21 protein-coding genes are annotated in these 19,427 nt (G+C 61.3%); 9 read left to right on the top strand and 12 right to left on the bottom strand.

Annotated elements, in window-relative coordinates; translation table 11 throughout:
• Nucleotides 1-20 precede the first annotated feature (20 nt).
• From RLW55_RS10595 to RLW55_RS10570, 6 genes are all read left to right on the top strand, one after another.
• Nucleotides 21-878: a DsbA family protein gene (locus RLW55_RS10595; RefSeq protein ID WP_414463522.1), complete on the top strand. Its 858-nt coding sequence runs from the start codon at nt 21-23 to the stop codon at nt 876-878.
• 166 nt (nt 879-1,044) lie between these two features.
• Nucleotides 1,045-1,500 (top strand): type II 3-dehydroquinate dehydratase, encoded by a 456-nt coding sequence (aroQ, locus tag RLW55_RS10590; RefSeq protein WP_423414147.1) that lies wholly within the window; start codon nt 1,045-1,047, stop codon nt 1,498-1,500.
• Between the two features lie 62 nt (nt 1,501-1,562).
• A complete protein-coding gene (gene accB / locus RLW55_RS10585) occupies nt 1,563-2,051 on the top strand; it encodes an acetyl-CoA carboxylase biotin carboxyl carrier protein (RefSeq protein ID WP_409560837.1) in 489 nt (162 codons plus the stop codon).
• Between the two features lie 42 nt (nt 2,052-2,093).
• The gene (gene accC / locus RLW55_RS10580) at nt 2,094-3,434 is read left to right on the top strand and encodes an acetyl-CoA carboxylase biotin carboxylase subunit (RefSeq protein WP_013948814.1); all 1,341 of its coding nucleotides are present in this window, start codon (nt 2,094-2,096) and stop codon (nt 3,432-3,434) included.
• Nucleotides 3,435-3,494: 60 nt separating this feature from the next.
• Entirely contained in the window at nt 3,495-4,166 is a 672-nt protein-coding gene (aat, locus tag RLW55_RS10575) for a leucyl/phenylalanyl-tRNA--protein transferase (RefSeq protein WP_409560838.1), read from the top strand.
• 273 nt (nt 4,167-4,439) lie between these two features.
• Entirely contained in the window at nt 4,440-4,706 is a 267-nt protein-coding gene (locus RLW55_RS10570; RefSeq protein ID WP_414463525.1) for a hypothetical protein, read from the top strand.
• A 170-nt stretch (nt 4,707-4,876) separates the two neighbouring features.
• Here RLW55_RS10570 and RLW55_RS10565 read toward each other — a convergent pair whose 3' ends face one another.
• Nucleotides 4,877-6,181 (bottom strand): MFS transporter, encoded by a 1,305-nt coding sequence (locus RLW55_RS10565; RefSeq protein WP_409560840.1) that lies wholly within the window; start codon nt 6,179-6,181, stop codon nt 4,877-4,879.
• Between the two features lie 123 nt (nt 6,182-6,304).
• Here RLW55_RS10565 and RLW55_RS10560 point away from each other — a divergent pair, with 123 nt between their 5' ends.
• Nucleotides 6,305-7,126, top strand: a complete 822-nt coding sequence (locus RLW55_RS10560; protein WP_423414146.1) for an alpha/beta hydrolase — start codon at nt 6,305-6,307, stop codon at nt 7,124-7,126.
• Nucleotides 7,127-7,129: 3 nt separating this feature from the next.
• Here RLW55_RS10560 and RLW55_RS10555 read toward each other — a convergent pair whose 3' ends face one another.
• The 3 genes from RLW55_RS10555 to RLW55_RS10545 form a co-directional block, all read right to left on the bottom strand.
• Nucleotides 7,130-7,705: a DUF308 domain-containing protein gene (locus RLW55_RS10555; RefSeq protein ID WP_423414145.1), complete on the bottom strand. Its 576-nt coding sequence runs from the start codon at nt 7,703-7,705 to the stop codon at nt 7,130-7,132.
• 120 nt (nt 7,706-7,825) lie between these two features.
• Complete coding sequence (locus tag RLW55_RS10550) at nt 7,826-8,410, bottom strand: TetR/AcrR family transcriptional regulator (protein WP_414463529.1); 585 nt, start codon at nt 8,408-8,410, stop codon at nt 7,826-7,828.
• A gap of 40 nt (nt 8,411-8,450) precedes the next feature.
• Nucleotides 8,451-9,095 (bottom strand): TetR/AcrR family transcriptional regulator, encoded by a 645-nt coding sequence (locus tag RLW55_RS10545; protein WP_423414144.1) that lies wholly within the window; start codon nt 9,093-9,095, stop codon nt 8,451-8,453.
• Between the two features lie 49 nt (nt 9,096-9,144).
• Here RLW55_RS10545 and RLW55_RS10540 point away from each other — a divergent pair, with 49 nt between their 5' ends.
• Nucleotides 9,145-9,990 (top strand): oxidoreductase, encoded by an 846-nt coding sequence (locus RLW55_RS10540; RefSeq protein WP_423414143.1) that lies wholly within the window; start codon nt 9,145-9,147, stop codon nt 9,988-9,990.
• 28 nt (nt 9,991-10,018) lie between these two features.
• Here RLW55_RS10540 and guaA read toward each other — a convergent pair whose 3' ends face one another.
• Nucleotides 10,019-11,566, bottom strand: a complete 1,548-nt coding sequence (gene guaA, locus RLW55_RS10535; RefSeq protein WP_423414142.1) for a glutamine-hydrolyzing GMP synthase — start codon at nt 11,564-11,566, stop codon at nt 10,019-10,021.
• Nucleotides 11,567-11,694: 128 nt separating this feature from the next.
• Entirely contained in the window at nt 11,695-12,144 is a 450-nt protein-coding gene (locus RLW55_RS10530) for a TspO/MBR family protein (protein WP_423414141.1), read from the bottom strand.
• Between the two features lie 111 nt (nt 12,145-12,255).
• Between RLW55_RS10530 and RLW55_RS10525 the strand changes: the two genes are divergently transcribed.
• The gene (locus RLW55_RS10525; protein WP_423414140.1) at nt 12,256-12,654 is read left to right on the top strand and encodes an SET domain-containing protein; all 399 of its coding nucleotides are present in this window, start codon (nt 12,256-12,258) and stop codon (nt 12,652-12,654) included.
• Nucleotides 12,655-12,670: 16 nt separating this feature from the next.
• Here RLW55_RS10525 and RLW55_RS10520 read toward each other — a convergent pair whose 3' ends face one another.
• From RLW55_RS10520 to RLW55_RS10495, 6 genes are all read right to left on the bottom strand, one after another.
• A complete protein-coding gene (locus RLW55_RS10520) occupies nt 12,671-13,255 on the bottom strand; it encodes an SET domain-containing protein (protein WP_423414139.1) in 585 nt (194 codons plus the stop codon).
• Nucleotides 13,256-13,545: 290 nt separating this feature from the next.
• Nucleotides 13,546-14,838, bottom strand: coding sequence for an RsmB/NOP family class I SAM-dependent RNA methyltransferase (locus RLW55_RS10515; protein WP_423414138.1), 1,293 nt, complete (start codon nt 14,836-14,838; stop codon nt 13,546-13,548).
• A 13-nt stretch (nt 14,839-14,851) separates the two neighbouring features.
• On the bottom strand, nt 14,852-15,274 hold the full coding sequence (locus RLW55_RS10510) for an MAPEG family protein (RefSeq protein WP_423414137.1): 423 nt from the start codon (nt 15,272-15,274) through the stop codon (nt 14,852-14,854).
• A gap of 45 nt (nt 15,275-15,319) precedes the next feature.
• Complete coding sequence (gene guaB / locus RLW55_RS10505; protein ID WP_013948830.1) at nt 15,320-16,834, bottom strand: IMP dehydrogenase; 1,515 nt, start codon at nt 16,832-16,834, stop codon at nt 15,320-15,322.
• 344 nt (nt 16,835-17,178) lie between these two features.
• Nucleotides 17,179-17,937 carry an RlmE family RNA methyltransferase gene (locus tag RLW55_RS10500; protein WP_423414136.1) on the bottom strand — a complete coding sequence of 253 codons (759 nt, stop codon included), beginning with the start codon at nt 17,935-17,937 and terminating at the stop codon, nt 17,179-17,181.
• A 2-nt stretch (nt 17,938-17,939) separates the two neighbouring features.
• Nucleotides 17,940-19,259, bottom strand: a complete 1,320-nt coding sequence (locus RLW55_RS10495) for a Ppx/GppA phosphatase family protein (RefSeq protein WP_423414135.1) — start codon at nt 19,257-19,259, stop codon at nt 17,940-17,942.
• Between the last annotated feature and the right edge of the window lie 168 nt (nt 19,260-19,427).

Below are 19,427 nucleotides of genomic sequence, written 5' to 3'. Positions count from 1 at the left end.
CGAAAAATGAGATCAAATCCATGACCCAGAAGTCTCCTGACCGTAACAGAGCGCGCGCGGCTTCCGCCGGCAAAAAGCTCTCTGTCATCGCGCTCGGATTTGCGTGCCTGGCATTCGCGGCACTCGCAGCATCGAATTTCGGAAATAGCTCCGCGCGCGCCGACACCATTGCGCCCACCGCGGGCGGCAAGGTGTTCACTGACGAGCAGAAAAAGGCGCTCGGCGACATCATCCGAGACTATCTGATCAAGAACCCCGAAGTGATGTTCGAGGTGCAGAACGCTCTGGATGAGAAGTCCCAAAAAGAGCAGGAAACCAAACTCAAAGCCTTTATGGCGAAGAACGCCAAGCAGATCTATCGCGCCCCTGACAGCTCTGTTGCCGGCGATCCCAATGGCGACGTCACTGTCGTCGAGTTCTTCGATTACAACTGCGGTTACTGCAAACACGGCCTGCCGGAAGTGCAGAAGCTGATCCACGACGACAAGAAGGTTCGCTTTGTCTTCAAGGAGCTGCCGATCCTGTCGACGGGCTCAATCGAGGCCGCGAAGGTCGCGCTGGCCGCCAAGCGCCAGGGCAAGTACTGGGAGTTCCATCAAGCGATGCTGGGCTCCAAGGGCGTTGCCAACGAAGCTTCAGCGCTGAAGATCGCGGAATCCCTCGGTCTCGACATGGATAAGGTCAAGGCCGACATGGCAGGCGACGACGTCAAGAACGAGTTGCAGAGCGACCTGCTGCTTGCCAAGCAGCTTGGGGTCAATGGCACGCCGCACTTCCTGGTCGGCGACAAGTCGGTGCCCGGCGCGCCGGATGACCTGCACGACCAGCTTGAGGCGCTCGTCAGCGGCTACCGCAAGACCGGCTGCAACATGTGCTGAGAGTGGCCGAAAATTCTCGTTCTATACCAGACATTTAACATCAAAGACACATTGCAGTGCGCGGCCATCGCCGCGCACTTTGCGCATTCGACGAAAGCTGATAGACCCTGGGCCTCCTTCACAATCGGCGTCGGGCATCAGCTCGGTGCCTTAACGGCCTCCTGACATGACCTCCCTCGTTTACGTTCTTAACGGCCCCAATCTCAATATGCTCGGCGTCCGCGAGCCCGAAGTCTATGGCCGCGAGACACTCGACGACCTGCGCGTGCGCACCCAAAAAGTGGCAGCGGCGAACGGGCTCGCCATCGACTTCCGGCAATCGAATATCGAGGGCGAAATAGTCAATTGGGTGCAGGAGGCGCGCGGAAAGGCCAAGGGCATCATCATCAATGCCGGGGGCTATACGCACACGTCGGTCGCCATTCTCGATGCGTTGCAGGCCGTCAGCCTGCCGGTCGTCGAGGTGCACCTTTCCAACATCTTCCGGCGCGACGAGTTTCGTCAGCACTCCTACATCTCGCTCGCAGCGACGGGGGTGATCTGCGGGCTCGGCGCCAAGGGCTATGAACTCGCGATCGAGGCAATGGCCGACATTCTGAACAAATCCACAGGCAAAGCGTGACGTTGGGGCCAGAGCTTAGGCTATAAGACGCACGCCAACTAAATATCGAGGACACGGGACTGATGAGCGCAAAAGACCAAGGGCCGAAAATGGGAAGCGCCGAAGGTCAGATGATCCGCGAGCTCGCCGAGCTTTTGAACGATACGGGTCTGACGGAAATCGAAATCGAGAAAAGCGGCCTCAAGATCCGCGTCGCCAAGAAAATCTCGATCACGGCCGCGGCGCCGCAGGCTTACATGTCTGCGCCGGTTGCAGCCGCAGCGTCGACGCCGAGCGAAGCGAAACCGGCGACGGGTGCGAGTGATTTTTCGAAGCATCCTGGCGCGGTCAAATCGCCGATGGTCGGTACGGCCTACCGCTCGCCGGAGCCCGGTGCACCGGCATTCTGCGAAGTCGGATCCAAGGTCAATCAGGGCGACACGCTGCTGATCATCGAGGCGATGAAGACCATGAACCAGATCCCCGCGCCGCGCGCCGGCACGGTCAAAGCCATCCTCGTCGAGAACGCGCAACCGGTCGAGTATGGCGAGCCGCTGATCATCATAGAATAGAGCGCGCACCGCATACGGCGGTGAAAAGCGCCCGGAGTCCAAATGTTCGATAAAATCCTGATTGCCAACCGAGGAGAAATCGCGCTTCGCGTCCAGCGCGCTTGCCGCGAGCTTGGAATTGCAACGGTCGCCGTCCACTCGACCGCAGATGCCGACGCCATGCACGTCCGTCTGGCCGACGAGAGCGTGTGCATCGGTCCGCCGCCTGCGCGCGACAGCTATCTCAACATTCCGGCGCTGGTGACGGCGTGTGAAATCACCGGCGCGGATGCTGTGCATCCGGGCTATGGCTTTCTATCTGAGAATGCGCGCTTCGCGGAAATTCTCGAAGAGCACAAGATCACGTTCATCGGTCCGACGTCCGAACACATCCGGATCATGGGTGACAAGATCGAGGCGAAAGAGACCGCGAAGAAGCTCGGCATTCCGGTTGTTCCGGGATCCGCGGGCGCCGTGACGAGTGAGACCGAGGCGATGAAGGTCGCCAAGGAGATGGGCTTTCCCGTGCTCATCAAGGCCGCTGCTGGCGGCGGCGGGCGGGGCATGAAGGTCGCATTGACCGCGGCCGACCTTGGCGTCGCGCTTTCGACGGCGCGGTCCGAAGCGAAGGCGGCCTTCAACGATGATTCCGTCTACATCGAGAAATATCTGCAGAAGCCGCGCCACATCGAGATCCAAGTGTTCGGCGATGGCAAGGGCAATGCCGTGCATCTGGGCGAGCGCGATTGCTCACTGCAGCGGCGGCATCAAAAGGTGTTCGAAGAAAGCCCCTCGCCTGCTCTCAATGCGGCTCAGCGCCAGAAGATCGGCTCGACCGTTGCGGATGCGATGCGCAAGCTGAAATATCGCGGCGCCGGCACAGTGGAGTTCCTGTTCGAAGACGGCGAATTCTACTTCATCGAGATGAACACCCGGTTGCAGGTCGAACATCCTGTAACGGAGATGGTCACCGGCACGGACCTTGTGCTGGAGCAAATCCGCGTTGCGGCCGGCCTGCCGTTAAGCTTCACGCAGGACGATATCGAGCTTCGCGGGCATGCCATCGAGTGCCGCATCAACGCTGAAAATCCCAAGGATTTCCGGCCTTCGCCTGGCCAGATCACTTATTGGCATCCGCCGGGCGGCCTCGGCGTGCGCGTCGACAGCGGCGTGTACCAGGGCTATCGCATCCCGCCCTACTACGACAGCCTCATCGGCAAGCTGATCGTGACGGGCAAGACGCGCAACGACGCGTTGATGCGTTTACGCCGCGCTCTGGCCGAGTTCGTGATCGATGGGATTGAAACGACGATCCCATTGTTCCAGGATCTGGTCCGAGAGCCGGATATCGTCGATGGGGCCTATGATATTCATTGGCTCGAAAAATATCTGGGGATGAAGTAAGGTTTGCCTCTGCGCGACATGTTCCGCGCGCGTCCGAGAGTTCGCTTGGCAAGTGGCAGCATGGCGTCGCGCGACGACCCGATGTTCGAGATTACGCCGCAGGTTCTCCTGAAGGCGTATAGCTGTGGCATTTTCCCGATGGCGGAAAGTGCCGACGATCCCGCGCTCTATTGGATCGAGCCGCAGCAGCGCGGTGTGCTACCGCTCAACGGCCTACATATCCCGAAACGCCTCATGCGCACGGTCCGCACCACGCCATTCACCGTCAAGGTCGACAACGATTATGACGGTGTCATCGACGGCTGCGCCGCTCCGCGCGCCGGGCGGATGTCGACCTGGATCAACGGCCGAATCCGTTCGCTCTATCGCGAGCTATTCGATCTTGGTGCCTGCCACACGGTCGAGGTCTGGAACGGCAACAAGATGGTCGGCGGACTTTACGGCGTAGCGTTGAAAAGCGCGTTCTTCGGCGAAAGCATGTTTTCGACGGAGCGTGATGCCTCGAAGATCGCGCTGGTGCATCTCGCGGCGCGTCTCATCAAGGGTGGATTTACGCTGCTCGACACGCAATTCGTGACGGATCACCTTCGGCAGTTCGGCACGATCGAACTCGACCGGATGACGTTCCAGCGCGAATTGGAGAAGGCGTTGGGCAAAGAGGCCAACTTCTTCTCGCTACCGCGCGATGCCACTGGGCTCGAAGTCGCGGAAATTTTTGCCGAGCATCCCTAAGGCTTCAGCGGTCATTCCCTGTCACCTGACCACAACATCCGTGTGTGGGCCACGGCTCTATCGTGACTTCGTTCGGGCAGGCACCGGTGGCTCGAGTCGCTGCGCTTGAGGAAATGACGTCGCAACGGAATTCGTGAGCTGTGTTCCAGCCGGAACTGTTGGTCACCCTCGCACCTGTCAATTCTCCGTTCCTGAGCGCGCAGCGCTCTGGATTGCCAAAACACACCCCCGTGCTTTGGCAAAACGAACTTCTGTTCACGGAGAACGATACCTATGTCAAAGACGTCCTTTGCACTCGCCGCAGTCGTTGCAGTCGCCGCGTTGACTGGCGGCATTTCGGCCGCGAACGCGGGCGGAAAGCATATGCAAATGCACATGCATAATAACTCCATGCACAACCACTTCTTCCATCATCATCGGAGGCCCGGGATCATTATCGCCAATACTGGCGTCGGCTGCGGCTATCTCTACGACCGCTGGCTCGCCACCGGCGATTACTATTGGAAGCGGAAGTTCTATGTCTGCCGACGCGGCTGGTAATCGTCCGACACGCTCTCGGATCAATCGCCTCGTAGCTTAGCGGCTGCGGGGCGATTTCTTAAAATCAGACCTTGCAAAGAAGATCGCGACGTCGCGCATCTTCTCATCCTGTAAATGGTCCCGATATTGCCGGCCCTGTTCTTAGGGCGCTGCCAATACGCCTATTCGGACTAGGTGGGCGCCGTAATTCTCCTCTGAGTCATCGACCAATAGATTGCAGCGCAGGCAAACGCTATAGCGCCCGCGAGCACGAATGCAGGCACGAACGAGCCTGAATGCTGAAGCAGGATGCCGCTCACGAGTGGCGCCAGCGATCCGCCGACGGAGCCGCCGACGTTCTGAATCGCTTCGAGCGTCGCAACGGCGTTGACCGGAGCGATCACGGCGGCAAGTGCCCAACCGCAACTTGAAGCGACGTTGGCCGCAAAAAGTCCGAGCGACATGAGCGCGATCGCCGTCCACAAGTCGGCGACGTAGACCGCAGCGATCGTAGCAATTCCGGCGACGATCAATCCAACGATGACGGGCAATCGGCAGGTGCCGGCGGCATCGATGCCTCCGAGGCGGCCAAGCCGGTCAGAGATCACCCCACCAGCGACGGCACCGACAAAACCTGCCGCGAGCGGGATCGCGGACCAGATCCCGGCGTTCGCGATCGACTGATGGCGCGCAATCTCTAGGTATCCTGGCAACCAGGTCGCGTAGAGCCACGAGATGTAAACGACGCCGAAGAACCCGAGGAACATGCCCCACGTCGTCGGAAAGCGCAGCAGCCAGAGAACTTGCGTCCAGCCGACGTGCGGGATCGCAGCGCCGTCATCGCGATGTATTTCATCGATGTCGGCTGCGGGAATGCCAGCATCTTTCGGGGCGCGATAATAGATCATCCAAAGCGCCGCAACGACGAAACCGGCAAGGCCCGCGATAATGAACATCACGCGCCAGCCGTGCGCGAGCATCAGCATCGTCAAGATCGGCGGCGCCAAGGCAGGTGCCAGCGCGGATGATGAATTGAAGATCGCAATCGGGAGCGCACGGCGCTTCAGCGGAAACCAGTCGGCGCAGACCCGCGTGCCGCCGATATACATCGGCGACTCGCCGAGGCCCAGCGCGACACGCGCGGTGAGAAACTGGTGCAACGAATGAACGAGGCCTCCGGCGATTTGCGCGAACGACCAAAGCACCATTCCGACGCCGAGGGCTTTGCGAGGGCCGAATCGATCGACGAGCACGCCGGCGGGAATTTGCGCGAGGCCGTAGCTCCACGCGAAAGCCGACAGCAACAAGCCCATTTCGCTGTAGGACAGTCCAAGCTCGGCGCGAATTTCCGGATTGCCGACGGCAAGGGCGGCGCGGTCAAAATAATTGACGCAACCCGCCAGCACCAAGAGCGTAACGGCAAGCTTGCGCATGCGCCGTGTGCGATCCGACGCGTTGGCGGGCTCTGCGTCGGTCAGAATGTTCGGCGAACTCATCGGATATCAATCGGATCGGCGGCGTTTGCGTGTCGTCCAGTTCCTGTTCATGCTCAGAGTGGCACAGAGCTGGCGACCACGGCAATCACGCTGTTCCATTAGCCCGGTACTTGTTTTTCGACGATGACGATAAAGACATTCATCCCGTCTTGGGGCTTGGCCACAATCTGTGCGCTTGTTCTCTCAACGCTGGCTTTGGCGGACGCCGATAATAGCAGCGAACGTATCATCGATTTGAAGCTTAGTTCCGGTAAGCATCAGCATACTCTTTACGTCGCGCCGCCCTCACCGCGCGCCACGATTGTCATGCTGCCGGGAGGCGCGGGGGATGTCGGATTAGCGCGCAACGGCGATATCCGTCATGGTCACAACTTCGTGGTTAGAACGCGCGATATGTGGTTGGCTAAAGGCTACGCCGTGTTGATACCCGACTGGATCAATCGTGAAAGTTTACGCGGTGCGCGAAGTTCTCCGGAATACGCGGCCGTCGTGGAAGACTTGATCCAATATGCCCGGACGCAGGGCGCGCTTCCGGTGTTTCTCCTTGGTACGAGCCAAGGATCCATTGCGGCGGCCAACGGAGCAGCACACGCACCAGCCGGTACGATTGCAGGGGTTATTCTGACAGAGTCCGTTTCGGTGCGTGGCGGCAGCCATGAGACCGTATTCGATGCAGGCCTGGATGATATTCACGTGCCTGCGCTCATTGTTGCCAACAAGGATGATCGCTGCGACGTGGCGCCTCCGAGCGACGCCACTAAGACCGCCGCAGCGATGATCCATTCTCCTGATGTCCGCGTCGTCGAAGTCAGCGGCGGCATCGATCGATCAAACCGCGCATGCGGCTCTCTTAGTCCGCATGGCTACTATGGCATCGAAGACAAAGTCATCGACATCGTCAGCTATTGGATCGACGCTCATATTGGCGACTCGCCGAAGCGATAGCCGTCATGCGGCCTTGTTGCGCCAGTCCCGAACGGCCAACCACCCTGCCGAAATCAGGAAGTAAACCGCACCCACGCCAGCGTAACCCGCAATGTCGCTGATCGAGTGCGGCGTGGCCATCGTCGAGCGCGAAATGAAGAGCCCTCCGGCCACTGCCGACTGAGCGCCGCTCAAAACCATCGCCCACTGTGCGCCGTAGGTCTTCCAGCGGCCAAGCGCCGTCCCGAGTTGAAGCAAGCCAGCAAGGATCGCCCAAACGCCGAAAGCGCCGAGCACCTCACTCATGCCAGATTGCAACGACACGACCACGGCCGCCGCCGTTGCGACGCTGACGAAAACGTTAATGGCCTGCGTGCGATTTTGCCCAAGGCCCCCGCTCCGCGCCGCGTCGACATAGTTCGCCAAAGCATCCCACGCCGGATAAATGATGAGCAAAGCGGCAGCGATCGCGCCTCCCTGCTGTCCGGCTGTCAGAGCCAACGCGACCCACAGCACCGAAAACGCACCTCGAATAAAATAGTATTGCTTGAGCCAACGCTCTTCGGTGACGGCGGAAATCTCCGCGTATTGAGTAGACATACTGACGTCCTTTCTACTAGTTGGTAGGTTAAGCAAGCAAAATAGCGGCGGTAAAAGAGTTCGACTTTCTGCCTCGTCGTGTGAATTCAGTGAGGCCCCCCTGATCCTTCACAGGACGCCTCAGTGCCGAACGGAAACTCGGTCGAGAAGCGGGTCGGTGATCTGCCCGAAGACTTGTGGATCTCCATAGGCTCGCGCGGAAAGCATGGCTCCGTGAATTGTGGCTATGAAGACCTCAGCCTCTACGCGCGGAGAACTTGAGAGCCGAAGGCTGCCGAGCTGCATCCCACGCTCAAAGACGGATGTGAGCCACGTCGATAGCGCGCGGAAATGCCCCCGCACTTCAAGTGCAATTTCTTCTGGAAGCACGGGAAGTTCGCCTGCGAGCAGAGCGCACACACAGAAGGGGGCACTGGCATCTGTGATGCATTCCTTCCAGTACCCAGTGTACGCCTGCAGCAATTCGACAGGATCCGAGATATTCCGTTCCAGTTCAGCAATCCCGACTTCGGCTTCTTGGCGATAACGGGACACGAGCGTGCGGACGAGATCGACTTTGCTCGGAAAGTGATGGTGGATGCTTGGCTTGCGAATGCCAACAACGTCGGCGATATCGGCGTAACTGAAGCCGTTATAGCCCCCTGCGATAATGAGAGTGCGTGCGCAGGCCAGAATATCGTCAGCGGTGGTTGATACGTTGCTCATAGCTTCTGTCTACCTTCTAGTAGATCAGTATGTCAATTCTTTATTTTGCATGAGGGATCGCGGCTTGGATCAGCGCTGCACGCCGACGTGGATCGGCGAAGCCGAGCATGAGCGTCGCGGCCACCCGTTTCGCCGCGGGCGCGAGATCGGCGTCATTCAATTCGCCCGCCGTCCAAAAGGACAAAACTCCGCGAAATCCAAACGCGAGTTGCTTTGGCAAAATGTCGAGCGCTTCAGCTCGATGAGCCCCCGACAGGCCGTCGCCACGACCGAGGGCCGTCGCCCATAGGTTCGCGGAGCGCTCCAAGACCGTTCCCGGCGTAGAACTGGGGGCGCCAAGCGACCCCATGACAGCCCGGTTCACAACCGGCTCCAGCACCATCACGGATGCCGCGGCGTCGTTGGCGAAGAACACGCGATCAATCGCGTCGCCTGCCGGACAGCCGCTTTTCAGCAGCGCTTCCATCGAGTCAATGCGTCGCCCCGAAAGCGCGTGCATGATCGCAAGCTTGCTGCCGAATTGGTTGAACGGCGTGGCGAAGCTGACGGAGGCCCCAGCCGCGAGATCGCGCATTGAAAACTCGGCATTGCCCTGGCGCAGTAAGTGTTCGGCGGCATCGAGTATACGGTGGCGAACCTGCTCGCCCCGCGGGCTGGCTGACTTTGAGCTCTTGCGAGATGTCATCGGCAAACTATATCATGATATAAATTGTTTGCTAGTGGGAGCTATTCGTATGTCAGCAACCGAACCTAAGACCTTCCTCATCACCGGCGTCAGCTCTGGTCTGGGCCGAGCCTTTGCGAAAGGTGCGATGGAAGCCGGACATCGTGTGATCGGCACCGTGCGACGAGCGGAAGACGCCGACGCGTTTGCTGCTCTTGCGCCGAACCTTGCGCATCCCATCGTGCTCGATGTCACCATGTACGATGCTGTGCCCGGCGCCGTGTCCGAGGCGGAGCGGCGTGCCGGTCCGATCGACGTGCTCGTGAACAACGCAGGCTACGGCCATGAGGGCGTGCTGGAGGAATCCTCCATCGCGGATCTGCAACGGCAGTTTGCCGCCAACGTGTTCGGTCCGGTGGCGATGATCAAAGCGGTCTTGCCCGGCATGCGAAAACGCCGGCGTGGTCACATCATCAACGTGACCTCGATGGGCGGCTTCATCACGATGCCGGGGATCAGCTTCTATTGCGGCAGCAAATTTGCGCTTGAAGGCATCTCGGAAGCGCTCGGCAAGGAAGTCGCGTCATTCGGCATCCGTGTGACGGCGCTCGCGCCTGGACAATTTCGAACCGATTGGGCTGGCCGGTCGATGGACCGTACGCCACGAAGCATTGCCGACTACGACCGCGTCATGGATCCGATCCGTACGGCACGGCAGGCGAAGAGTGGCAACCAGCCTGGCGATCCGGCAAAGGCTGCCCAAGCGTTGCTTGCACTCGTCAATGCCGAAAACCCGCCGACGCGGCTATTTCTCGGCGACGATGCCCTGGGCCTGGTCGAACAGAAGCTTGGAGACATGCAAACCGAAATCGGCGCATGGGAAGCGCTTTCTCGCTCGACCAATTTCGCGGCATGAGCGGCAACCGGCAGCTATCGGCTGTCGGTCATTCCCACTCGATCGTGCCGGGCGGCTTTGACGTGACGTCGTAGACAACGCGGTTGACGCCGCGGACCTCGTTGATGATGCGGGTGGCGACGCGGCCCAAGAACGCCATGTCGAAGTGGAAGAAGTCGGCGGTCATGCCATCGACGGATGTGACGGCGCGCAGGCCGAGAACGTGGTCGTAGGTGCGGCCGTCGCCCATGACGCCAACAGTGCGCACAGGCAGCAGAACGGCGAACGCCTGCCAGATCGCATCGTAAAGCCCGGCGCGGCGGATTTCGTCGAGATAAACAGCGTCGGCCTTGCGCAGGATGTCCAGCTTTTCGCGGGTGATCTCGCCGGGAATGCGGATCGCAAGACCCGGCCCTGGAAATGGGTGCCGACCGACGAAGGCTTCCGGCAGGCCAAGTTCACGGCCCAGCGCCCTCACCTCGTCTTTGAACAGCTCACGCAGCGGTTCGACGAGCTTCATGTTCATGCGCTCGGGCAAACCGCCGACGTTGTGATGCGACTTGATCGTGACCGACGGGCCGCCGGTGAACGACACGCTTTCGATGACGTCCGGATAGAGCGTACCCTGGGCCAGGAACTCCGCGCCGCCGATCTTCTTGGCTTCGGCCTCGAAGACGTCGATGAAGTGCTTGCCGATGGTTTTGCGCTTCGTCTCGGGATCGGAAACACCGCTGAGCGCGCTTAAGAACTGCTCCGACGCGTCCACGTGCACGAGCGGAATGTTGTAGTGATCGCGGAAGAGGCCGACGACTTCGTCCGCCTCGCCGAGCCGCATCAGGCCGTGATCGACGAATACGCAGGTCAGCTGGTCGCCAATCGCTTCATGGATCAGCACGGCGGCGACGGCGCTATCGACGCCACCTGAAAGCCCGCAAATCACGCGGCTCTTGCCGACCTGTTTCTGGATTTTGGCGATCATTTCGCGGCGATAGGCCGACATCGTCCAATCGGACTTCAGACCTGCAATGTTGTGCACGAAATTAGCGATCAACCTGGCGCCGTCGGGCGTGTGAACGACCTCAGGGTGAAACTGCACGGCATAGAAGCGGCGATTCTCGTCCGCGACGGCGGCGAATGGCGCGTTATCGCTGGTGCCGATGACTTCGAAACCTTCCGGCAGACTGGTGACGCGGTCGCCGTGGCTCATCCAGACCTGATAGCGCTCGCCCTTCGACCAGACGCCTTCGAACAGGGGGCTGGGCGTCGCAATTGAGAGGAAGGCGCGGCCGAATTCGCGGTCGTGGCCGCTTTCAACCTTGCCGCCGAGTTGTTCGGCCATGGTCTGCTGGCCGTAGCAAATCCCGAGCACCGGCACGCCTGCTTCGAACACCGCCGACGGTGCCCGCGGCGAGTCCGCCTCGGTGACAGACGCCGGGCCGCCCGATAAAATCACAGCCTTCGGTTTCAGCTTCTGGAACGCTTCGGCGGCGCTCTGGAACGGGTGAATTTCCGAGTAGACGCCCGCCTCCCGCACACGTCGTGCGATGAGCTGCGTTACTTGGCTGCCAAAGTCGATGATGAGGACGGAATCGGTCAAAGTGGGTGGGCCCTTTCTTCAGGGCCTTCCCCTACGCGAAGTTGGGGCATGTCGCAACGCCCGCCAATTCGAGCCGCCTGCGACAGCCCATCCCGCTCCATCCGCCGCGGGGCAGAAAATGAAAAGTCCTAGTTCATTTGCCAGACGGCAAAATTCAGGGCACCCGCAAAAGTTACCCAGGCGAAATAGGGCAGGAACAGGTAACTCGCGCTGCGGCTGATGGGCCAAGCCGTAATGATAAAGACAATGACTGTGGCCCAGAGCGCGCAAAGATCAACAAGCGCGAGCGCGATGTCGTGGCGTCCGAACATGAGGTATGACCACAGCGCATTCAGGACAAGCCCAGCACCCCAAGCCCGAATGGCCGGCGTCCATCCGCCCGCCCGCCAAGCCAGCCAACCAGCGATCGCGATCAGGATGTACAGAATTGTCCAAGCGACAGGAAAAACCCAGTTCGGCGGCGTCCAGGATGGCTTATTCAGCGCGGCGTACCACTCCCCCGGCGTAAAAGCCGACCCGGATGATGCGGCTGCCGCCACCAATGCCGCGAAAACGACAAGCGACCCTAGATTTCGCAAATTCGAAGCTCCCAATTTCACCAGAACCGAATACTGACGCTCACACGGGCGCATGCATATCGTTGAGCACGCCGATTGGTTTCGTCGCGATGATCGAAAGGACTGTATTTCATGCTGATGGTAAAGACCCGGCTTGGTCTGAGCGAAATTGCCGGGATCGGGCTCTTTGCGGCGGAAGACGTTCCCAAGGGCACCGTGACATGGCGCTTCATGGCACACTTCGATCGGCTGCTGACGGAAGACGAGATCGAAAGCCTGCCGGAGGTCGCACGCGCCAACCTTCTCGACCACGTCTATCTCCACGAGGCCAGTGGCATGTTCGTGCTTTGCGCCGACAACGCCCGCTTCATGAACCACGCCGACGAGCCGAACACCGAGGGCGTGCACGAGACCGGCTCGATCGAGGGTTACGACATCGCCTCGCGGGATATTCGCGCCGGGGAAGAAATCACGTGCGACTACCGGACGTTCGACGCTCACGTCGACCGGAAGCTCGGCGGTCAGGAGTAGCGCACGCGACGCGCTACTAGCCAGGGATGATGATCGGCTCGGCCGCCGATTTGCGAAGCGATCGCCGCCGCCTCGCAGCCAGCGACGTGAGCGCCTGACCGGCCAGAATGCGGCGCTGGAGATACGGCGAAAAGTATCCTGCGTATCGCCGCCAGAGATCCGGGCGCATCCAGTCCTGTCCCGACACGTGGCCACGGCAGTGTGGCGAACCGCACGAGCACGCAAACTCGTCGTATGGCGAGCCGTCGCTCATGGCGTAGTCGTAGGTGATCTCTTCGCCGGGCGAGATATCGCGCATCGCCACGAGCGTGATCTGGCCTGAGAGGCCGGAGTTCGGATCGCAGCAATGGTTGACGTAATCCGGCGGCTCGCAGTCCGACAGCGAGACCAGATACTGGTTTTCCTCGACCTGAAGCGAATAGCGCTTCACGGTCTGAGGCATTTCGTTCAGTTCCTCGCCGGTTACGAGCGTTCCGCTCCAGACCACGATCAATTCGCCTTTGGCGATTGCGTGCCGGGCGACGACGGTATGGCCGCCGCGATCCGGTGCGGGACGAACTTCGCATTTCGGGGAGAGGAAGGAGTGGGGCCTACCGCTCATTCATTGACCTCAATTGGCCTCACGAGCGTGGGCACGGCGTGAAATACGCATACAAAGCCGCGGTCCCTCGATCTGCCGCGAGCCAGCGGCAAACGCCTGATGAGATAGTTTGAAGGTTTGTGATGTCAACGGAGTTTCTTGGCGGTGGCCCCAAGTAATCCGCTCACATTTTATGTCAGCGCGTAACGGGCGGACAAACATTTCCCGCAGCAGTTTGCGTGCTGAGGAAATCTGTCCGCGCGCTTCAAGGCGACGATCCCCGGCGGCAAATCAATCCGCCGAAAGTTCGGTTATGCCTTTCGGCCTAGTGCCGCAATGAAGAACCCGTCGGTGCCATGCCGGTGGGGTGTCAACAACAACGTGTCGGTGCGCGCGTCGGCCGACGGCGGAGGCTCGCTCGCGAACGCCGCCTTCCAGACTTCAGCCGTCGGGATGACGGAGAAGTCGGCGTTGCCTTCAAGAAACCACGCGATCTGCCCAGTGTTCTCTTCGGGAAGAATTGAGCACGTCACGTAGAGCAGTTGGCCGCCCGGCTTGACGAGGCTCGCGGCCCGCTTCAGCACGGACTGCTGCTCTGCCATCCGCGCCTTCAATGCTTCCGGTTTCAGCCGCCACTTGGCGTCCGGTCGGCGGCGCCAGGTTCCAGTTCCGGTGCATGGCGCGTCCGCGAGGACGACATCGAAGCGCGGGCCGAGGGCATCAACCGCCACCTCGTCGCCCGCACGCAGCACCTGAACGTTGCGGACACCCGCTCGCTTGATGCGCTCGAAGATCGGCTTAAGCTGGTTGCGGTCAGCATCGTAGGCATAGATCTGACCGGTGTTCTGCATCAGGGCCGCAAGCGCGAGCGTCTTGCCGCCCGCACCGGCACAGAGATCGAGCACCTGCTTGCGCGGTCCGGCGCCGGACAGCAGCGCGGCGATCTGCGAGCCTTCGTCCTGGATTTCGAACCAGCCCGCTTGGAAGGCAGCCTCAGCCTGGAGGTTCGGCGTGCGCTGCGCACCGACGGGCGGGGGCACGCGAATGCCGATCGGCGACAGGCCGCATGGCTCGGCGCCGAAGCTCGCGAGCGCCTTCAGAACCTTCTCCGGCGTCGACTTCAGCGTGTTGACGCGAAGATCGGCCGGGGCACGGCGGGCCATGGCCTGGCCTTCGGCGACAGCGTCGGCGCCGAACTGATCGGAGAACGACGGCCAGAGCCATTCGGGAATGTCGGCCTGCGCGTGGGCCGGTGCGCCGTCGAGCGGGCGTGTCAGCCCGGCTTGCTCGGTCTCGGTTAGTGGTGGCGGCGAGTGATCGGAGCCATCGCACGCGGCGATGACGGCTTCCGGCGTCAGGCCCAACGCAGAAGAGGCGGCGCCGAGCGCGAGCGCGCGGGGCGTGTCCTCTCCGAAAGCCCAGGAGATCGACGCGCGGCGGCGCATGGCGTCATAGACGAGGCCGCCGATGGCGTTGCGGTCGCCGGACCCGGCAAAACGATGGGCCTTGCCCCAATCGGTCAAGGCAATGGCAACGGGCTGGTAGCGATTGATGATCGCTTCCAAGACCTCGATCGCCGCAGCGATCCGAGCACCGGCTTTCATTGGAAAAACATCTCTAGATGCCAATCAGAATTTTGATGGCGAAGACGAGCCACATGATGAAAAGGACGACGGCACCCAGCGAATAGACGCGCGTGCGCCACATGACATCGTTGCTCGTCGTGTGGATGTAGGCGTGGACGATGCGGGAGAGCACGAAGACCCAGGCCAGGACGAGTAGCAGCAGGTCGCCGACGCGCGTGATCAGAAGGAAGGCGATCAACGCGAAGAACAGCAGCGGCAGCTCGAACTGGTTGGAGAAGCTGTTTCCGAACTGCCGCGCACGCGGGCCGTAGTTCCGGCTGTCGAGCGCGACGTCCTCCGGTTTCACTTCGCCGCGAGCGATGCTGCCGAGCCGCGCCCGCCCCATCAGACCCATCAGCACGAAGATCAGCAGCACCTCAACGAAGACCGGCAGCAGAAAGTCCATGACTGTCATGATGTGGTCCTCGCAGGTTGGCGCAGCCGATCTGGTCTCAATAGACTACCTGCCAACGCCCGGATAGTTCGGGCTTTCGCGCGTAATCATGACGCCATGGGCGTGGCTTTCCTGGATGCCGGCGGGCGAAACGCGAACGAACTTGGCACGCTTCTGCAGTTCCGGAATGGTCTTGGCTCCAAGATAACCCATGCCCGCGCGCAAGCCGCCGACAAGCTGGTGAACGACAGCTTCCATCGGCCCCTTGTAGGGAACCTGGCCTTCGATGCCTTCCGGAACGAGCTTCAGCGTATCGCGGACCTCGGCCTGGAAGTAGCGATCGGCCGAGCCGCGAGCCATGGCACCCACGGAGCCCATTCCCCGGTACGACTTGTAGGTGCGGCCCTGATAGAGATAGGTCTCGCCCGGCGCTTCGTCCGTGCCCGCAAGCAGCGAGCCGATCATCACGCACGAGGCGCCAGCGGCGACGGCCTTGGCGATGTCGCCGGAGAAGCGGATGCCGCCGTCGGCGATCACCGGCACGCCATAACGGGCGGCTTCCTTGGCGCATTCCATCACGGCGGTGAGCTGAGGCACGCCAACACCCGCGACGATGCGCGTGGTGCAGATCGAGCCCGGACCGATGCCGACTTTCACAGCGTCGGCTCCGGCGTCGATCAACGCCTTCGTCGCGTCGGCCGTGGCGACGTTTCCGGCAATCACCTGCACGCTGTTCGACTGCCGCTTGATGCGCGCAACGGCGTCGATGACCTTAATGGAATGTCCGTGTGCGGTATCGACGACAATGACGTCACAACCGGCCGCGATGAGACGTTCGGTGCGCTCGAAGCCGTCTTCGCCGACGGTCGTCGCGGCGGCGACGCGAAGGCGTCCCTGGGCATCCTTCGAGGCATTCGGATGCTTGGCGGCCTTCTCGATGTCCTTGACGGTGATGAGGCCGATACAGTTGCCCTGATCGTCAACAACGATCAGTTTTTCGATGCGGTTCTTGTGCAGAAGCTTCTTGGCATCCTCCGGCGACACGTTGCGCTTGACGGTCACCAGATTGTCTTTCGTCATGAACTTCGAAACGGGCTGGTCGAGGTCGGTGGCGAAGCGGACGTCGCGGTTGGTCAGGATGCCGACGAGCTTGCCCTTGCCGGCGCTGCCGTCCGGCGCTTCGCGGCCGCTATCGACGACCGGCACGCCGGTCACGCCCTTCTCCGCCATCAGCGTCAGGGCATCACGCAGAGATTTCTGCGGCGCGATCGTTACCGGATCGAGGACGATGCCGCTTTCATAGCGTTTGACCTGTGCGACGTGGCGGGCCTGCTCCTCGATGGTGAGGTTGCGATGGAGAACGCCGATGCCGCCTTCCTGGGCCATCGCGATGGCGAGGCGCGCTTCGGTCACCGTATCCATGGCGGACGACAGCAGCGGGATATTCAGCCGAATACTCTTGGTCAGCTGGGCCGAGACGTCCGTCTGTCCTGGCATGACGTCGGACGGACCCGGCACCAGTAAAACGTCGTCAAAGGTAAGCGCGATCGCCGAATCGAGCGCGGATAGGCTCGAAGTCATGCCGACTTCTCCAGATTTTGGGGGGCGACACGTTCAGGCCCCCTGGGGCGGAACACTGTCGCGGGGTCTATATCACCAAGATTTCCGACTTGGAAGCGTTCTTGGCCGCGTCAAATGGGGATGATGGTAACCAATTCAAGCGGCGTGCAAAAAGTGGCGCGAAAAGGCCTGTCTCGTCATACGCGTGTCGCGGAAGAGGAGCAAAGAGGCGCCCACGGGGTTCAACGCCCCCATAGGATTTGCTTCTGAGTTAGAGCCGTCGGCGGGTGCGTTCAGCGTTTCCCCAGCCCACGGCGGCAGGGAAAGCAGATCGCGACGAGGCGTCGGAAAGAGCCGAAACAGCTTTAGTCGGCCGCCCCCTCTCCCCGAAATCCCGTCGCCAGAACGTAAAGCTCTGAGCTTTCAGCGCGGCTAGCAGGTGGCTTCACGTGGCGCACGACCTTGAAATCGCGCTTCAGCATGTCGAGCAAGTCGCGCTCGGTGCCGCCCTGGAAGACCTTGCAAAGGAAAGCGCCACCTGGCTCCAGCACTTCTGCAGCGAAGGCGGCGGCCGCCTCGGCGAGGCCCATGATGCGCAAGTGATCGGTCTTGGCGTGACCGACTGTCGGCGCCGCCATATCGGAGAGCACGACATCGGCACGGCCGTCCCGCAGGCGGGATTTCAAAAGCTCCTCGGCGCCCGGATCGGTGAAATCCATTTCAATCATATCGACACCGGGGATCGGCTCGAACGCCAGATAGTCGATGGCGACGACCTGGCCCTTCCCGTCGGCTGCCTTCACCCGCTCTGCCGCTTCCTGCGACCAGCCGCCCGGCGCTGCGCCGAGGTCGATGATCCGCTGGCCGGGCTTCAAGAAATGATAGCGGGCGTCGATCTCGCGCAGCTTAAAGGCCGCGCGGGAGCGCAGACCCTCACGCTTCGACGCTGCGACGTAGGGATCGTTCAATTGACGCTCAAGCCAGCGGGCAGACGAGACGGAGCGTTTGCGCGCAGTCTTGACCGTCGTGCGAAGCTGCCGCTGGCCGCCGCTCAAGCTTGAATGGGCGCCACCGACGCCGCCCTTCTTGCCGCCGGCACCGCCGTTATTACTTTTGCCGCTCACGACTACCGTGCACCCTTCCCGCGCTTGCCGCGCCCGCGACGGCGGCGGCTGGAGCGCCAGACGCCATCTTCCATCATCATTCGCATCAGGATGCCTTCACGCAGCCCGCGGTCGGCGACGCGCAGGCGATCGGCGGGCCAAAGCTGCATGATGGCATCGAGGATGGCGCAGCCCGCAAGGACGAGATCGGCGCGCTCGCGGCCGATGCACGGCTGCAGCACGCGTTCATCGTAGGAGCGCGCCAGAAGCTCGGACGTGACATTCTCGATGTCGTGCGTGCCGAGCCAAATACCATCAACACGCTTGCGGTCGTAGCGGTCGAGGCCGAGCATGACACCGGCAATCGTCGTAACCGTGCCGGAGGTGCCGAGAAAGTGCACGGGCTTGCCAGCGGTACGCGCGCGGAAGTTATGTTTCGCCTCGAACGGCAGAAGCAGCTTCGTTACCGCCGCGGACATGGCGGCGAAGCTCTCCGCCGTCACCTCGCGACCGCCGAAGCGCTCAGCCAGCGTAACGACTCCGACGGGAAGCGATTCCCAGGCGACGATGGCGTCGTCGACATCGCCGCGGCCGCTCAGCGCGTCCTGACGGGTTCCGAGCCGTGTCAGGTCGAGCCAGATGATCTCCGACGAGCCGCCGCCGATGTCGAACACGAGCACGTAATCAGTACTCGGATCGATGAGCGTTGCGCATCCGGCGACCGCCAGATGCGCTTCCATTTCCGGCGTCAGAATTTCAATATCGAGATCGAAGCTGTCCTTTACCTTGGCGACGAAATCAGGACCGTTGGCCGCGACGCGGCAGGCTTGGGTCGCCACGAGACGGGTGCGCGTCACATTGTGGCGATGCAGCTTGCCGGCGCAGACTTTCAACGCCTCCATCGTGCGATTCATCGCAAGCTCTGAAAGGTGGCCCGTGTGGCTTACGCCTTCGCCTAAACGAATGATGCGCGAGAATGCATCGACGACGCGAAAGCCGCGACGCGACGGCCGCGCCAGAAGCAGCCGGCAGTTGTTGGTGCCAAGGTCGAGCGCGCCGTAAATTTGTTCGCCACCCGGCGGCTTGATCGCAAGCGACGACACCGAAATAGCGTGCGGCTCGCGCCGCTCGTCACGGCCCTCTCCCCGCGGCGAAGCCCGGTTCACGAACGGCTTTGAACCATTGTCGTTGCGCTTGTAGAGCTGCCGATCGCTGTCGTCACGTTCGCTCTCGCTAGATAGCGAAAGCGCGGAAAATCCAGTCGTATCTGGAATCTCGTCATCGGATTTTTGCGGGAGCCCAGCTGCGTCGGACGCATCGGAGCCTGATTTCTCGGGCGTCAAATTTTTATCTCCAGGACCTGGTGCATCAGCAGCTTGCCGCCAAGCGCCGTGCTCATCAGGCCAACGATCTGGACCTCAGTTAGGGGGAAGTGTATCAGGTCGCGCACGCCCGTAAAGCTCTCGCGGGATGCTTAACGCCGCGCCACACATTCTCTGGCGTGCCTCGCG

This window comes from Hyphomicrobium sp. B1, from assembly GCF_049532635.1.
Classification (GTDB): Bacteria; Pseudomonadota; Alphaproteobacteria; order Rhizobiales; family Hyphomicrobiaceae; genus Hyphomicrobium_B.
This window is presented reverse-complemented; position numbering and strand designations above follow the sequence as displayed.

Bases quoted from the DNA above. Each gene is read 5' to 3' on its own strand.
- RLW55_RS10560 (WP_423414146.1), top strand. From the start codon at position 6,305: ATGACGATAAAGACATTCATCCCGTCTTGGGGCTTGGCCACAATCTGT.
- RLW55_RS10525 (WP_423414140.1), top strand. From the start codon at position 12,256: ATGCTGATGGTAAAGACCCGGCTTGGTCTGAGCGAAATTGCCGGGATC.
- RLW55_RS10540 (WP_423414143.1), top strand. From the start codon at position 9,145: ATGTCAGCAACCGAACCTAAGACCTTCCTCATCACCGGCGTCAGCTCT.
- RLW55_RS10550 (WP_414463529.1), bottom strand. From the start codon at position 8,410: ATGAGCAACGTATCAACCACCGCTGACGATATTCTGGCCTGCGCACGC.
- RLW55_RS10545 (WP_423414144.1), bottom strand. From the start codon at position 9,095: ATGACATCTCGCAAGAGCTCAAAGTCAGCCAGCCCGCGGGGCGAGCAG.
- accB (WP_409560837.1), top strand. From the start codon at position 1,563: ATGAGCGCAAAAGACCAAGGGCCGAAAATGGGAAGCGCCGAAGGTCAG.
- RLW55_RS10520 (WP_423414139.1), bottom strand. From the start codon at position 13,255: ATGAGCGGTAGGCCCCACTCCTTCCTCTCCCCGAAATGCGAAGTTCGT.
- aat (WP_409560838.1), top strand. From the start codon at position 3,495: ATGGCGTCGCGCGACGACCCGATGTTCGAGATTACGCCGCAGGTTCTC.
- accC (WP_013948814.1), top strand. From the start codon at position 2,094: ATGTTCGATAAAATCCTGATTGCCAACCGAGGAGAAATCGCGCTTCGC.
- RLW55_RS10555 (WP_423414145.1), bottom strand. From the start codon at position 7,705: ATGTCTACTCAATACGCGGAGATTTCCGCCGTCACCGAAGAGCGTTGG.
- RLW55_RS10570 (WP_414463525.1), top strand. From the start codon at position 4,440: ATGTCAAAGACGTCCTTTGCACTCGCCGCAGTCGTTGCAGTCGCCGCG.
- aroQ (WP_423414147.1), top strand. From the start codon at position 1,045: ATGACCTCCCTCGTTTACGTTCTTAACGGCCCCAATCTCAATATGCTC.
- RLW55_RS10565 (WP_409560840.1), bottom strand. From the start codon at position 6,181: ATGAGTTCGCCGAACATTCTGACCGACGCAGAGCCCGCCAACGCGTCG.
- RLW55_RS10515 (WP_423414138.1), bottom strand. From the start codon at position 14,838: ATGAAAGCCGGTGCTCGGATCGCTGCGGCGATCGAGGTCTTGGAAGCG.
- RLW55_RS10510 (WP_423414137.1), bottom strand. From the start codon at position 15,274: ATGACAGTCATGGACTTTCTGCTGCCGGTCTTCGTTGAGGTGCTGCTG.
- guaB (WP_013948830.1), bottom strand. From the start codon at position 16,834: ATGACTTCGAGCCTATCCGCGCTCGATTCGGCGATCGCGCTTACCTTT.
- RLW55_RS10595 (WP_414463522.1), top strand. From the start codon at position 21: ATGACCCAGAAGTCTCCTGACCGTAACAGAGCGCGCGCGGCTTCCGCC.